16 protein-coding genes, 2 tRNA genes and 1 pseudogene are annotated in these 13458 nt (G+C 32.6%); 16 read left to right on the top strand and 3 right to left on the bottom strand.

The genetic code is table 11. From position 1 onward, the window contains the following. The first annotated feature begins 6 nt into the window (after positions 1-6). Genes UGRO018_RS09760 through UGRO018_RS09750 form a run of 3 tightly spaced genes read left to right on the top strand, consistent with a single transcriptional unit; the run spans position 7 to position 2756 of the window. Complete coding sequence (locus UGRO018_RS09760; protein ID WP_416326292.1) at positions 7-684, top strand: helix-turn-helix domain-containing protein; 678 nt, start codon at positions 7-9, stop codon at positions 682-684. 36 nt (positions 685-720) lie between these two features. Beyond that, positions 721-1938 (top strand): DNA cytosine methyltransferase, encoded by a 1218-nt coding sequence (locus UGRO018_RS09755; protein WP_416326291.1) that lies wholly within the window; start codon positions 721-723, stop codon positions 1936-1938. Then, entirely contained in the window at positions 1938-2756 is an 819-nt protein-coding gene (locus UGRO018_RS09750; RefSeq protein WP_416326290.1) for an Eco47II family restriction endonuclease, read from the top strand. Before UGRO018_RS09755 ends, UGRO018_RS09750 begins: the two co-directional genes overlap by 1 nt. Positions 2757-3088: 332 nt before the next feature. Here UGRO018_RS09750 and UGRO018_RS09745 read toward each other — a convergent pair. After that, a tRNA-Leu gene (locus UGRO018_RS09745) sits at positions 3089-3176 on the bottom strand. A gap of 5 nt (positions 3177-3181) precedes the next feature. Then, a tRNA-Cys gene (locus tag UGRO018_RS09740) sits at positions 3182-3255 on the bottom strand. Positions 3256-3574: 319 nt separating this feature from the next. Here UGRO018_RS09740 and UGRO018_RS09735 point away from each other — a divergent pair. The 10 genes and pseudogenes from UGRO018_RS09735 (at position 3575) to UGRO018_RS09690 (ending at position 9308) form a co-directional block, all read left to right on the top strand. Further along, a complete protein-coding gene (locus tag UGRO018_RS09735; RefSeq protein ID WP_416326289.1) occupies positions 3575-4285 on the top strand; it encodes a transglutaminase-like domain-containing protein in 711 nt (236 codons plus the stop codon). A 134-nt stretch (positions 4286-4419) separates the two neighbouring features. Next, the gene (locus UGRO018_RS09730; protein WP_416326288.1) at positions 4420-4884 is read left to right on the top strand and encodes a helix-turn-helix transcriptional regulator; all 465 of its coding nucleotides are present in this window, start codon (positions 4420-4422) and stop codon (positions 4882-4884) included. 20 nt (positions 4885-4904) lie between these two features. Continuing rightward, entirely contained in the window at positions 4905-5354 is a 450-nt protein-coding gene (locus UGRO018_RS09725; protein ID WP_416326287.1) for a hypothetical protein, read from the top strand. A 23-nt stretch (positions 5355-5377) separates the two neighbouring features. After that, positions 5378-5773 (top strand): iron chaperone, encoded by a 396-nt coding sequence (locus UGRO018_RS09720; RefSeq protein WP_416326286.1) that lies wholly within the window; start codon positions 5378-5380, stop codon positions 5771-5773. Between the two features lie 26 nt (positions 5774-5799). Beyond that, a pseudogene (locus UGRO018_RS09715) lies at positions 5800-6251 on the top strand (DUF4624 family lipoprotein). Between the two features lie 20 nt (positions 6252-6271). Next, positions 6272-6397 carry a hypothetical protein gene (locus tag UGRO018_RS09710; protein WP_416326285.1) on the top strand — a complete coding sequence of 42 codons (126 nt, stop codon included), beginning with the start codon at positions 6272-6274 and terminating at the stop codon, positions 6395-6397. Further along, on the top strand, positions 6398-6721 hold the full coding sequence (locus tag UGRO018_RS09705) for a GNAT family N-acetyltransferase (protein WP_416326284.1): 324 nt from the start codon (positions 6398-6400) through the stop codon (positions 6719-6721). It abuts the gene before it with no gap. Positions 6722-6761: 40 nt separating this feature from the next. After that, positions 6762-7331: a GNAT family N-acetyltransferase gene (locus tag UGRO018_RS09700; protein WP_416326283.1), complete on the top strand. Its 570-nt coding sequence runs from the start codon at positions 6762-6764 to the stop codon at positions 7329-7331. A gap of 211 nt (positions 7332-7542) precedes the next feature. Beyond that, complete coding sequence (locus UGRO018_RS09695; RefSeq protein ID WP_416326282.1) at positions 7543-8601, top strand: pyridoxal-phosphate-dependent aminotransferase family protein; 1059 nt, start codon at positions 7543-7545, stop codon at positions 8599-8601. Further along, the gene (locus tag UGRO018_RS09690; protein WP_416326281.1) at positions 8598-9308 is read left to right on the top strand and encodes a phosphocholine cytidylyltransferase family protein; all 711 of its coding nucleotides are present in this window, start codon (positions 8598-8600) and stop codon (positions 9306-9308) included. Before UGRO018_RS09695 ends, UGRO018_RS09690 begins: the two co-directional genes overlap by 4 nt. A gap of 27 nt (positions 9309-9335) precedes the next feature. Here UGRO018_RS09690 and UGRO018_RS09685 read toward each other — a convergent pair whose 3' ends face one another. Continuing rightward, the gene (locus tag UGRO018_RS09685) at positions 9336-9890 is read right to left on the bottom strand and encodes a hypothetical protein (RefSeq protein ID WP_416326280.1); all 555 of its coding nucleotides are present in this window, start codon (positions 9888-9890) and stop codon (positions 9336-9338) included. A gap of 178 nt (positions 9891-10068) precedes the next feature. On the opposite strand from UGRO018_RS09685, the gene UGRO018_RS09680 reads away from it, so the two are divergent. The 3 genes from UGRO018_RS09680 to UGRO018_RS09670 are packed head-to-tail and all read left to right on the top strand — an operon-like array spanning position 10069 to position 13392. After that, a complete protein-coding gene (locus UGRO018_RS09680) occupies positions 10069-11046 on the top strand; it encodes an extracellular solute-binding protein (protein ID WP_416326279.1) in 978 nt (325 codons plus the stop codon). After that, the gene (locus UGRO018_RS09675) at positions 11034-11819 is read left to right on the top strand and encodes an ABC transporter ATP-binding protein (protein WP_416326278.1); all 786 of its coding nucleotides are present in this window, start codon (positions 11034-11036) and stop codon (positions 11817-11819) included. Before UGRO018_RS09680 ends, UGRO018_RS09675 begins: the two co-directional genes overlap by 13 nt. Beyond that, positions 11809-13392, top strand: coding sequence for an ABC transporter permease subunit (locus UGRO018_RS09670; protein WP_416326277.1), 1584 nt, complete (start codon positions 11809-11811; stop codon positions 13390-13392). The genes UGRO018_RS09675 and UGRO018_RS09670 overlap by 11 nt, the downstream gene beginning before the upstream one ends. The last annotated feature ends 66 nt before the right edge of the window (positions 13393-13458 follow it).

Genomic DNA, 13458 nt, shown 5'->3' with positions numbered 1-13458 from the left:
GTTAAAATGGCATTTTGTGATTTCGTAAAAGATATACGTGATCGAGATCATTTAACGCAAGCACAAATTGCGGATTTTCTTGATGTAAATATTAATACAATAAAACAAATAGAAGCAAACAAGATAAAAACACCAAGCAATAGAGTACTAGATAGTATTTGTAATTATTTAAATGAAAATAGGTTATCGGTAATTACAAAAATACTTTTTAGGAGAGATGAAATTATTAAATGTGAAGATGATTTTATTGTCTCTCAAGCAGAAGTGTTATCAAGATATATGTCTTATTTATATTTAGAAGGATGGAATATTGATGAGGCACCTGTAATATATCAAACAAAGGATTTAGGTGAATTAACATATGCAGGGCAGTTAACTAAAAAAAGAGAGCCTAATAATAAAATTGTTGTGGGTTCAATAAGCGAATCATTTAATAAAGAGGTTCAACATATTTCTAATGATGAGGCGATTTATTATATAACATCATCAATGGCTGCTTTTTTCTGCATAGATGAAATTGTTTTAAAAGGCATACATATTGTTTTTGATGCTAGTGTTGAAAATCAAAAAAATTTATTTAGTATATTCAAAAGTTTGCAATTAAATAAAGTACCATTTAATTATCAGATGGTTTTATTTAATCCCAAAGAAGGACAAATTATAGATGCTATAGAATTAAAATAAAATATTATAAGTGAGTAATAGGAAAGGAGAGTACTTATGGAAATTAATCAATCGAAATTATATGATTATTGTGTTAATGATAAAAAGAATTATGCAACTTTGGCTAAAAGTACTCGTATAGATATGAATGTATTAAACAGAATAGAAAACAATGAAGAATTAGCTTTTGAAGATGCTAATAAAGTATGTACTCTTCTAAAAGGTAATATTACAGAGTTTGTGAATAAAAGAAAAAGAAAAGAAAACGGAAACTTGAAAGTTATAGAATTATTTGCAGGGGCAGGTGGTTTAGCTTTAGGATTAGAAAAAGCCGGTTTTTCTAGTTTAGGGTTAATTGAATTAGATAAAGATGCTTCAAATACATTAAAAGTTAATCGTCCCAATTGGAATGTTATTAATGATGATATTGCAAATATATCAAAATTAGATTTAGAGGAATTATTTAATATTAAAAAAGGAGAGCTTGATTTATTATCTGGAGGATCTCCATGTCAAAGTTTCTCTTATGCTGGAAAACGTTTAGGACTTGAAGATGCAAGAGGGACTTTATTTTATCACTATGCAAAATTTTTACATAAATTACAACCAAAAATGTTTTTATTCGAAAACGTAAAAGGATTGCGAACACATAATAAAGGGCGCACGTATGCAACTATTTTAGATATTTTCGAAAAAGAAGGATATACTATAAAAAAAGATGTATTGAATGCATGGGATTATGGAGTCGCACAAAAAAGAGAGAGATTGATAACAATTGGTATTCGTAATGACTTAGTAGATAAGATTAACTTTACATTTCCTGTACCATTAGAATATAAACCAGTATTACGTGATGTTTTATTGGATTGTCCAAAAAGTGATGGAGCTGTTTATTCAGAGTACAAGAAAAAAATATTTGAATTGGTGCCACCAGGAGGGTACTGGAGAGATATTCCAGAGGAAATAGCAAAAAAATATATGAAAAGTTGTTGGTATATGGAAGGTGGAAGAACAGGTATATTAAGACGTTTAAGTTTAGATGAACCTTCGTTAACAGTTTTAACATCTCCTAGTCAAAAACAAACAGATCGTTGCCATCCATTAGAGGCAAGACCATTTACAGTAAGAGAAAATGCAAGATGTCAAAGTTTCCCTGATGAATGGATGTTCTGTGGTAGTATTGGACAACAATACAAACAAGTTGGAAATGCAGTACCAGTAAATCTAGCATATGCAGTAGCCTTGAAAATAAAAGAAGGATTGGAGGATTTGTAATGTGGCCACTTACATTTATTAATGAAGAAGATTTTAGAAACCATGTTAAATTAACAATTGAAAAGTATGGAGAAAAATTAGAATCATTTGATTTAAAAAGATTTAATAAAAATATTGTTGATCCTGTAAAACTAATTTTTGATAAAACTGTTTATCATGCAACTTGGGATGAAATTATTAGTAATGAAATTTTTAGACAACGTGATAAGTCCAACAATAACGATATAGGATATTTTCACCAAAGAATATTTCAATATATTGAAAATTGTAGAGTACCAGATAATGGAAAAGAAGGTGGTTGGGATGTTATTTTTGAAAATGTAGATGGTATCTCATTACCCGATGGTTCTATAGTCCACAGAGTTTATGTTGAGATGAAGAATAAACATAATACAATGAATTCTTCTTCAGCAGGAAAAACATTTATGAAAATGCAACATCAGCTTTTGAAAGATGATGATTGTGCATGCTTTTTAGTAGAAGCAATTGCGAAAAAATCACAAAACATTAAATGGAAAACTACGGTTGACGGACAAAAAATGGAACATAAATTAATTAGAAGAGTCAGTCTTGATCAGTTCTATACTTTGGTAACAGGGCAGACAGATGCTTTTTATCAAATGTGTTTAGTTTTACCAAATACGATTCAATCTGTTGTAGATACAATGAATGGACTATCAATTCCCCATGATACAGTCATTAATGAAATTAAATCTTTAGCTAAAGAGTTGAATATTGAATCTGAAGATTTATCCATAGCAATGGCTGTATACATGCTTGGGTTTAATTCATACGAGGGATTTAATCGTTTAAAATAAAAATATTATAAACATAAAAAAATTATATTTCTTTGTGAATCCCCATAAGACAACCCTAACATAAGAAAATTTAAATTGTTTCATAAATGATGTGAGAATAGCTGATATACTTTATGTATAAGGAAGGTGCTTACAATGAAATACAAAATAAAAGATCAGATTGAATGTTGGTTAATCTGGTCTTTTATACGTAGATGTATAATTTTATTGATAAGTTAATGGTTTATAGATGTTTTTTTTTGGTTATGGAAGAAACTAATAAAATAAGCATTACCTTTGAAACGAAAAATATATATAAAAAAAGTCTTTTTACAAAGACTTTTATTTACGTATGGTGGGGACGGTGGGACTTGAACCCACACGGGATTAACTCCCAACGGATTTTAAGTCCGTTGCGTCTGCCTATTTCGCCACGACCCCATACTTGGAGGTTCCGATCGGACTTGAACCGATGATCACAGAGTTGCAGTCTATTGCCTTACCACTTGGCTACGGAACCATATAGAGAACGATCAACATCATCAGCAATCCTTGCTAGAACTTGTTGCTTTAATATTATATTATATTTTTGAAAAATTGCAACCCTTTTTTTTATTTTTTTTGAAAATTCTGAAGAGAAAATTAAATTCCACTTTAAAGAGGCAGACAGGAACCTTATCTCTATAGAGGGATTCGTTGGATTTACTCTTGCTCAATAGCATTCTTTTATCAATAGATCATACTTGAGCTTTGAAAAACCGAGATCATATTGTGACACCAAATGAATTATGTTATGATGAGTGAAAAGAAAGCAAAATAAGATTTTTGGAGAATACTATATGATGGAACAATACATGCAAGAAACACCTATGTTAAACTATTCAGCTACAAATATACAGCAATTAGTTAATGATAGACTTTGGAAACAAATGAATGAATATGAGCGGATCAAGCAAATATATAACTATGTCCGTGATGAAATCCTATTTGGTTATAATGTGGATGATCATATCCCTGCATCTAAAGTGCTTGATGATGGATATGGGCAATGTAATACAAAAGGGACTTTATTTATGGCATTATTGCGTGCGGTAAATGTTCCATGTCGAATCCATGGATTTACGATTGATAAAAAATTGCAAAAGGGAGCAATGACAGGGTTGATATATAAGAATGCTCCTCAACATATCTTTCACAGTTGGGTAGAGGTCTATTTGGATGGGGTATGGTATGAATTAGAGGCATTCATCTTAGATAAAAAGTATCTTTCTCAGTTACAAAATATGAATGCAACTTGCTTAGGGGCTTTTTGTGGGTATGGTGTTGCGGTCAAGGACTTTCTAAATCCTATCATTGATTTTGAGCGAAATAATACCTATATACAAAGTGAGGGCATTACACAAGATTTCGGCGTTTTTAATTGTCCCGACGACTTGCTAAAGAAACATCATCAAGAAATGTCATATATGAAAGCCTTTCTATATAGCCATTTCGGTAGGCATTTGATGAATCATAACATCAAGAAAATAAGAAATCATATGTCCTACTAGATAAGGAATTCTAAAAATGATGTTAGTGAAAGAAGTAGTTAAATAAACGTGCATTTTTGACAGTTATCGTTGATAGTGTTATTTCCTAACAAACGATATACTAATGGTGTAAACAAAAAAAGGAGGTAATGAAAATGGAATTAGGTAATCATTTATTTCATGCAAGAAAAAGGTGTGGTTTTTCACAGGAAACAGTCGCAGAAAAATTAGGAGTAAGTAGACAGACAATTTCGAAATGGGAAACAGAAGAAACGATACCTGATATATATCAGGCTAAAAAAATGGCCAAGCTTTACAATGTGACATTAGATGAATTGATTGATTTTGATCTGGATAAAAAAGAAATCGAAGATATGATTGAACAAACGAATGAAGAAATGAACGATAAAATAAACTGGACAAATGCATGGGGTAAAAAATATCCTATCTTACTTGAATATCAAAAAGAAGTAAACATTCCATATTATGCTACTAGAATAAGTAGTATGTTAGATGAATTAGGACAAGAATATCACCTTGATGAACTAGATGCATTCTTGGTTCTGAAAGATATTCTGTATCATATATGGAAAAATCGTAAGAGTAACACAAGCAAATAAGGAAAAGGGAGGTTCATAAAATGGATGTTACGTTATGGATAGATATGTTGATACATTCAGAGAATAAGCAGGCATATAAAGCGTTAAAAGAGCTATTAGTGGTTAGTGAGGAAAGCAATCAATGTTACCCATATTTTGACAGATTTGTTGAAATGATGAACAATCAAGAGCATTCCTATATTCGAACAAGAGGGTTACGTTTGATTGCATATAATGCCAAATGGGATATAGATGATCGTGTAAATGATATCATTTATGATTGGTTAAAACATATAGAAGATGATAAGCCGATCACAGCTAGGCAATGTATCCAAGATACGCCAATCATAGCTAAATATAAACCGGAGCTTATAGATATCATTCTTAAAGCATTAGAAGGGTATCAAAAAATATATGATGAAAGCATGCAACATTTGATATATAAAGATAGACAAAAGGCCATACGTCAAATAAGACAGTATACTTGGTGAATTAAGATTAGGAGGAAATAGATATGTGGATATGCCCTAAATGTGGTAGAGAATTTAAAAGAACTAATCAAGCTCATTATTGTGGTAAAGCGCCAGAAACAGTATTAGAATACATAGAATCTCTACCATCAGAGATACGTCCTAATTTGATAGAGATGATGAATGCTTTGCAGCAAAGTGTTCCGAATATCAAGGAACGTATCGTTTGGAGCATGCCTTATTATGAAAAAGAGGGAAAGTCTATTTCCTTTTCTGCTTGCAAAAAGCATATCAGTTTTTATGTGGGCGTCGAAGCTATAGAAGAATTTGCATCTGAATTAAATGATTTTGATACAAAAAAAAGTGCAATTTATTTTCCCTATGATAAAGCATTGCCAGTTGAACTAATTACAAAAATGGTAACATGGTGTTTAAACTAAATTAAGAAAGTAATGGTGATCACTGTATGAAAAAGACGATAATGTTTTTCACAATGTTAATAAATATTACCTTTTTGATGGCATGTGTAAGTGACAATGCAAATGCCTTTGATAAATCTAATAAGCAAAAGTTAACATTAGAAATGAAGTTAGATAAAAATTATGATGAGCAAGACCCGTTGATAGATGAACGATTATTTTGTGTATCAGAAGATATGGATGATTTGATTGTCAATGGAACCATCGAATTAAATGGTAAAAGTGGAATTTTAGAAGTGAAAGATAACAAAACAAAAGAAATCTTATGGAGTAAAAGATGGAAGGAAGACAAAAAGATAGAGTCATTTTCGATCTTATTGGAAAATCTGAAAAAAGTAAGGAATATGTAATATCTTTTACTGGAACGAAGATAGATCATGTTACAATAAATATAACCTTTGATAGTGATTTGGTACAGGAAAGAGAAAAACCGTTATGATAAATTGGGAGAATTAGAAAATGATCAATATTAGAAAAGCAAAACAAGAAGATATTTCAAGAATTGCAGAGATATTGGTATTTACAAAAAGACTAAATTATCGTTCGATCTTTCATAATGATCACTATTCTTTTGGAGAACTGTAGGTGTTATCTCTCGCTCAAGAATACTTGGATGATCTCAACACTTTACATCATATTTGGGTGTATGATGATGAATTTGTGAAAGGACTCATTCATATAGAGGATAAAGAAGTAAAGGAACTCTATGTTGATAGTTTTTTTGCAAATGAAGGAATTGGTGGGAAACTAATGGAGTTTGTTATTCAAAACTTTGATGTCAGATATTTATGGGTGTTAGAAAAAAATGAAAGGGCAGTGTCATTTTATGAAAAACATGGATTTCATTATCATAATGAATGGCAATATGAAGAAGGAACAGAGGAACACCTTTTGAAAATGGAAAGATAATTTAGTGAAATTATATGGATAAACTAAGGAGGATGTAAGAGTGGAAAATGTTTATCAAGAGTGTACTTCTTACGAGAATGAGGACTATATGCTAAGGTTGGTTCAACGAGGAGATGCAAAAGATCTATTAAAAGTCTATTCTGATAAGAAGGCTGTAGCTTTTTTCAATAGTGATAATTGTGGTGGAGATGATTTTTACTATACGAGTGAGAGCAGAATGAAAGAGGCTATTGATTACTGGTTATTTGAATATGGCAGAGAAGGTTTTGTAAGATGGACGATCATTTCAAAAGCAACAAGGGAAGCAATAGGAACCTTAGAACTGTTTCATAGGGATTCTAAAGATTATTTTACAAATTGTGGTTTACTTAGATTAGATCTTCGAAGTGATTATGAAGTAACAAGTGAAATCATGAAAATATTAGATTTGATCATAAAACCGGCTTATTCTTTGTTTGATTGTGATAAAATTGCGATAAAAGCAATACCGTCCGCAACAGAAAGAATCGCTGCCCTAAAAAATCTAGGCTTTGAATCTACAGAGGAAAAATTGATTGGGCATGATGGAAAAATATATTGTTCATATTATGTGTTACAGCATAGACCATAGTACGGTTTGTGTTTCATATTGAAATAGCAAAACAGCTTTTATATTGGTAGTGGCTGTTTTATTTTTTTAACTATTGGTGTTGAATAGATGTTACTTTTGTTCTGTGATATAAATAAATTTATTGATTATGAACAAAAATAAATGAAAATAATGGTTGATTTGTTTATGATATGGTCATATAATCTTAAATATGAACAAAAGGAGTGGTATAGTGAAGCTTTTTACTGTTGGACCTGTACAGATGTATACGGAAACAAAACAAATAGCATCTCAGCAACTTCCATATTTTCGTGATGAAGATTTTTCTAACATGATGTTAAAGATGGAACGACAATTAAAACAAATATTACATGTAAAAGAAGGAAGGGCTATCTTTCTTACCGGTAGTGGAACCAGTGCAATGGAAAGTCTTGTGGCATGTAGTTTAAGGAAAGAGAATCGAGTTTTGATTATCAATGGAGGTTCTTTTGGTGAGCGCTTTACAAAGTTATGCGCTTGTTATGGAATACCTTATGATGAAATAAAGCTACCTTTTCCTGAAACATTAAGTGAAGAAAAACTGAATCAAATAGATGGTAGTTGTTATGATGCATTGCTTGTTAATTTACATGAAACAAGTACAGGACAACTTTATTCTTTGGAATCGATCAGTGCATATGCAAAAAAATATCATCTTTCTCTTATTGTTGATGCCATCTCTTCCTTTCTTAGTGATCCTTTGGATATGGAAACTTATGGTATCGATGCATTGATTTTGTCTTCGCAAAAGGCATTGGCTTGTGCGCCAGGTATTTCAATGATCATTATGAAGGAACAGTTTTATCAAAGTAAAATCATAGCGAAAACGGATATTTGCATGTATTTGAGTATCAAGGAGCATGTGAAAAATATGGAAAGAGGGCAGACGCCCAATACTCCTGCAGTCGGTGTTTTGTTGGAACTATCACAAATGTTAGATCATATCACACAAATTGGAGTGGATGTTTTACAAAAGCAAATACAAAGACGTGCACAATATTTTAGAGAACATATTCAGACGTTACCGGTGATGTTACCACCTTTTCCATTAAGTAATGCGTTAACTCCATTGTTATTCATAAATCATGATGCACAAATGGTTTATCAACAGTTAAAAAAAAGGTATCAGATCTATTTGACACCGAGTGGAGGGGCTATGAAAACAAAGATGCTTCGTGTTGGACATTTAGGAGATGTAAGCATTCAAGATTATGATGAATTAATTGCTTGTTTGAAAGAGGTGTTGATATGAGAGCAATTTTGATGGCTGCGGGTATGGGGACAAGGATATCCACGAAAACAAATGAACCCAAATGTTTGTTGGATATCGGTGATGGACCTTTGATATGTCATACAGTGGAGTTATTACAAAAAAATCATATCGATGTTACAATTTGTCTTGGATTTAAGGGACATTTGATTCAAGAAGCATTGAAGGATCATCAAGTCACTTTTTATGAAAATCCTTTTTATAAGGTAACCAACAGCATTGCTTCGTTATGGTTCGCAAGAGAAGAACTTGATATCAAAGAAGATTTATTGCTTGCGAATGCAGATGTGTTTTGGCAACAAGATGTACTTGACCTTCTTTGTCAGGATACAAGAGACGTGGTTCTTTTGGCGGATAGCTCACGTAAAGATAGTGGAGATTATTTCTTTCGATGTGAAAAGGAATGCTTAAAAGCCTATGGAAAGGAGCTAACCAGGGAGGAAAGAACAAGTGAATATGTTGGTTTGGCAAAGGTCAAACAAAGTCTTTTACCTAAAGTCAAAGAACGATTAAAGAAATTGGTTCATGAAGGCGATTATCAGCTTTGGTGGGAAAATACCTTGTATTCGATGATCCAGGATAGAGATATCTATGTAAAAGATATTGTCGGACATTATTGGAGTGAGATCGATGTATTACAAGATTATGAAAGTATTCTATGTTATCGTGAAAAACATAAAAGCAAGTAGGATTGTCTACTTGCTTTTATCATAAGATCAGTTTGAAAAGATCGTGCGAAGTGGAATGCTGAAATCTGTTGATTGTATGACAGGAAGATAATGATAATGAATGATGACCTTTTTAGAAAACATCTGATAAAAATCATAATACTCAGATAAAGATAAATCACTATCGATATATCTTTGATAATGAAGGATATCACTCATGGAAAGCTTATTTTTCACATCTACAAAATAATCAGTCATACCTTTCATCGTGGTAAGATCATAGGTTTCATGATCCAAACCAAAATCCTGGTCAATGGTGTCTAATGATACATCCACATCATTTTCAACATTCAGTTTGAAATGATCTTTTAGTTGAGAATGAAGACTTTGTGTAGATAATTCTTTCAAAGGAACATTGGATACATATACATCGGACGGTATCACATACACATCTAGGCTTTGATCTTTTCTTGTTTGTACCAAATAAAGATAAGGAAGCTCTTTGCTGTGAATCAGAATAAGATCATGTAAGGTTTCTTGAGCATAAAGCGATGTACTCATCATAAGAAAGAAACAAATACATAGTAATATAGAACGTTTCATAGTGTTCCTCCTTCCTTTTTTAGTATTTACTTGAACGATAAAGCTTATACAAAACAAGTGATATGTTCATTAATCGAGAATTTATTCATGTTTTGTGTGAAGTTTTTGTGAAAAATAGGTTTTCATTGTTATAAATTAGTGATATAATCTGTGATATGTGAACAAAAGGACTGAGGCTATGAAAAAGATCGTAACGACATTGATCGTTTTAACTTTACTATTATTGGTGGGAATCCATTCTGAACAGAATGCAATTATCATTTATTCCTCTATGGAACAATTCCGTGGAGAAGAGCTACAAAAACAATTAGATGAGAAATTTCCAGACCTTCATGTGATGGTTATGTATGTACCTACTGCAAAATCAGCCGCAAAGATCAGTGTAGAAAAAGAACAAAGTGATGCTGATATCATTGTCGGTTTGGAAAGTAGCTATATGGAAAAGATCAAAGATCAACTTGCGGATATCAAAGGGAAAAGTAAATTAGATTATGTAGATGGTTTACGACCAGAGGATCATGATAACCTTTATGTCACATGGGAACGACAGGCAGGTGCTTTTATCATCAATACAGATGTTATCAAAAAGAAAAATCTACCGATTCCACATACTTATGAGGAGTTATTAAATCCCATTTACTATAATTTGATCGCAATGCCGGATCCTAAATCAAGTGGTACCGGATATTTCTTTTATAAGAACCTTGTAAATACCATGGGAGAAAAAGAAGCATTGGCATACATTGATAAATTGGAATACTATGTAAAACAGTTTACAGAATCAGGAAGTGGACCAATCAAATTGTTGATACAAGGAGAAGTAGCAATCGGTCTTGGATTAACGTTTCAGGCAGTGAATCAAATCAATGATGGATCACCATTTGAAATTATTTATCCACCGGAAGGTTCGCCATATTCTTTGACAGGTACCGCATTAATGAAACATAGTGCAGATGATGAAGATGTCAATCGAGTATTTGATTTTATCATCAATGATTTTCTATTATATGATAAAGAGTATTTTTCACCTGAAATCATCTTAAAAGGGCAAAGCATCAATATAAAAAATTATCCCGATCATATTCCTTATGCGGATATGAAAGGAATTGAGGATATTCATGAGAAAGAAAGGTTGTTGTCAGAATGGAAGTATTAAATAAATCCAAGTTGATCGTAAAAGATCTATATAAGAATTACGATGATAAAGATATTTTGAAGCATATCAGCTTTGATGTAAAAGAAGGCGAATTCTTAAGTGTATTAGGACCAAGTGGTTGTGGAAAAACAACCCTTCTTCGTATTTTGATCGGATTAGAAAAACAAACTAGTGGAACGATCTTAATGGATGATGAAGATATTTCACATTTAAAACCGGATGAAAGAGGTATGGGCATCATCTTTCAAAATTATGCATTATTTCCTAATATGAACGTATTGGAAAATGTAGAGTATGCATTGAAACTACATGAAGATACGAAAAAGAAGAGTCGTGAAATTGCATTGACCACATTAGAGGCAATCGGGATGAAGGATCAGATCAACAAGCGACCAAGTCAGTTATCAGGCGGGCAGCAACAGCGTGTTGCAATTGCCAGAACATTGGCATTAAATCCTAAAATCGTTTTATTAGATGAACCGATTTCTGCACTGGATGTCAGTATGCGAGAAGTTATGAAAAAAGAATTGAAAGAGATACAGAAGAAATTTAATTCAACGATGATCTTTATTACCCATGAACAAGAAGAGGCTTTTTATTTATCGGATCGGATCATGGTCATGAGTGAAGGAAATATTGAGCAAATAGATACACCGAGAAACATTTATGAGCATCCGGCGAATCAATATATTAAAGATTTCGTCATTGCACATCTTGATAGCAAACTTGCGAGCTTATGCGTATGTACCGGGAAGAGCATCTATGAAAAATAGAGGATTTCGTGGAACCAGAGTACTCGTTGCGATCTTTTTGTTTATCTCTGTTATTTGCCCACTTTTTGCGTTACTAGCCAATATCAAGCTAGCGGATATTGAAACTGTCATTCAGTCTCCACAGTTTGTGCCGATGCTGATCAATTCCTTTGTGACAACAACCATTGCGACGATATTATCGGTTTCTCTGGCATTATTGTTGGCATGGTTCATGAATCGTACAAAGATACGTTATCGTTCTGTGTTTACACTGGCATTCACCTTACCGATGTTGATACCCAGTATCTCACATGGTATGGGGTTGGTGTTATTATTAGGAGATAATGGTATCTTGACCAATGTATTTCATATCAATGCCTATCTTTATGGCTACAATGGTATCATCTTAGGAAGCATTTTATATTCATTTCCTGCTGCTTTCTTGATGTTAACGGATATCTTTGCTTATGAGGATTATACAACTTATGAAGCAGCTACAGTGCTTGGCTTATCGAAGAAACAACAGTTTTTAACGATTACGTTACCAAATATCAAAGGACCGTTGATTTCTGTCATCTTTGCGACATTTACGATGATCTTCACCGATTATGGAGTGCCTTTGGTCGTAGGTGGAAAATCAATGACACTTCCGGTATATATGTATCGAGAGGTCATTGGTCTTTTGGATTTCAGTAAAGGAGCTATCATCGGTATCATCTTATTGATACCTGCTTTTATCGCTTTTATATTAGATATGAAAAATGAAAACAAAGGAAATTCCTCAACAGTAACAAAACCTTTTGTGATTCAAGAAAATAAAAGAAGAGATCATATTGCCTATATGATTTGTACGCTTGTGGTGATCTTGATATCTTTACCGATCGTAACCTTTGCGGTACTGTCCTTTGTGAAGCATTATCCAAGTGATATGAGCTTTTCACTAGATAATATCGTACAAGCATTTGAATTGGGCGTGCGTATGTATTTGTTGAATTCATTAGCAATTGCTTTATTGACCAGTATGATCGGTGTATGTGTAACGTATATCACAGCGTTTATTACTGCAAGAAGCAAAAAGAGTTTTTCTAATATGGCACTACATTTGATTTCCATGGTATCCTTGGCCATACCTGGTGTTGTTTTAGGTCTTAGTTATGTCTTGTTTTTCAAAGGCAGTATATTATATGGAGGAATCATGATTCTGGTATTGGTCAATATGACCCACTTCTTTGCTTCCCCTTATTTGATGGCATATAATTCTCTACAACAATTCAATACGAATTTAGAGGATGTATCGATTACACTTGGTATCAGTCGATTAAAGATGTTAAAAGATGTTTATATTCCTTGTACGAAGGCTACCATTGTGGAAATGTTTTCTTATATGTTTGTAAATAGTATGGTAACCATATCTGCTGTCAGCTTTTTGTCAAACTTCAAAACGATGCCGTTATCCTTATTGATACCACAATTTGATTCTCAATCATTGATCGAAGCAACAGCCTTTATTTCTATCGTTATTCTTTTGGTAAATATCGTTTTAAAGCTAAGTGTTTATTTGGTCAAACGCTATGTATTACCAAAGGAATCTTAAAACCAGACTGTAAAAGCACCCAAACCATGGTATAATGAAAAAGCAAACGAAAAAGAATAAGGAGAC

Origin of the sequence: Hoskinsella mucinilytica (assembly GCF_045223415.1) — a bacterium.
GTDB lineage: Bacteria > Bacillota_I > Bacilli_A > Erysipelotrichales > Erysipelotrichaceae > Hoskinsella > Hoskinsella mucinilytica.
This window is presented reverse-complemented; position numbering and strand designations above follow the sequence as displayed.

What these genes read in the sequence shown, in the direction of transcription:
- UGRO018_RS09760 (WP_416326292.1), top strand. Translation starts at nt 7, where the DNA reads ATGGCATTTTGTGATTTCGTAAAAGATATACGTGATCGAGATCATTTA.
- UGRO018_RS09735 (WP_416326289.1), top strand. Translation starts at nt 3,575, where the DNA reads ATGATGGAACAATACATGCAAGAAACACCTATGTTAAACTATTCAGCT.
- UGRO018_RS09690 (WP_416326281.1), top strand. Translation starts at nt 8,598, where the DNA reads ATGAGAGCAATTTTGATGGCTGCGGGTATGGGGACAAGGATATCCACG.
- UGRO018_RS09710 (WP_416326285.1), top strand. Translation starts at nt 6,272, where the DNA reads ATGATCAATATTAGAAAAGCAAAACAAGAAGATATTTCAAGAATTGCA.
- UGRO018_RS09685 (WP_416326280.1), bottom strand. Translation starts at nt 9,890, where the DNA reads ATGAAACGTTCTATATTACTATGTATTTGTTTCTTTCTTATGATGAGT.
- UGRO018_RS09730 (WP_416326288.1), top strand. Translation starts at nt 4,420, where the DNA reads ATGGAATTAGGTAATCATTTATTTCATGCAAGAAAAAGGTGTGGTTTT.
- UGRO018_RS09750 (WP_416326290.1), top strand. Translation starts at nt 1,938, where the DNA reads ATGTGGCCACTTACATTTATTAATGAAGAAGATTTTAGAAACCATGTT.
- UGRO018_RS09720 (WP_416326286.1), top strand. Translation starts at nt 5,378, where the DNA reads ATGTGGATATGCCCTAAATGTGGTAGAGAATTTAAAAGAACTAATCAA.
- UGRO018_RS09675 (WP_416326278.1), top strand. Translation starts at nt 11,034, where the DNA reads ATGGAAGTATTAAATAAATCCAAGTTGATCGTAAAAGATCTATATAAG.
- UGRO018_RS09680 (WP_416326279.1), top strand. Translation starts at nt 10,069, where the DNA reads ATGAAAAAGATCGTAACGACATTGATCGTTTTAACTTTACTATTATTG.
- UGRO018_RS09725 (WP_416326287.1), top strand. Translation starts at nt 4,905, where the DNA reads ATGGATGTTACGTTATGGATAGATATGTTGATACATTCAGAGAATAAG.
- UGRO018_RS09670 (WP_416326277.1), top strand. Translation starts at nt 11,809, where the DNA reads ATGAAAAATAGAGGATTTCGTGGAACCAGAGTACTCGTTGCGATCTTT.
- UGRO018_RS09755 (WP_416326291.1), top strand. Translation starts at nt 721, where the DNA reads ATGGAAATTAATCAATCGAAATTATATGATTATTGTGTTAATGATAAA.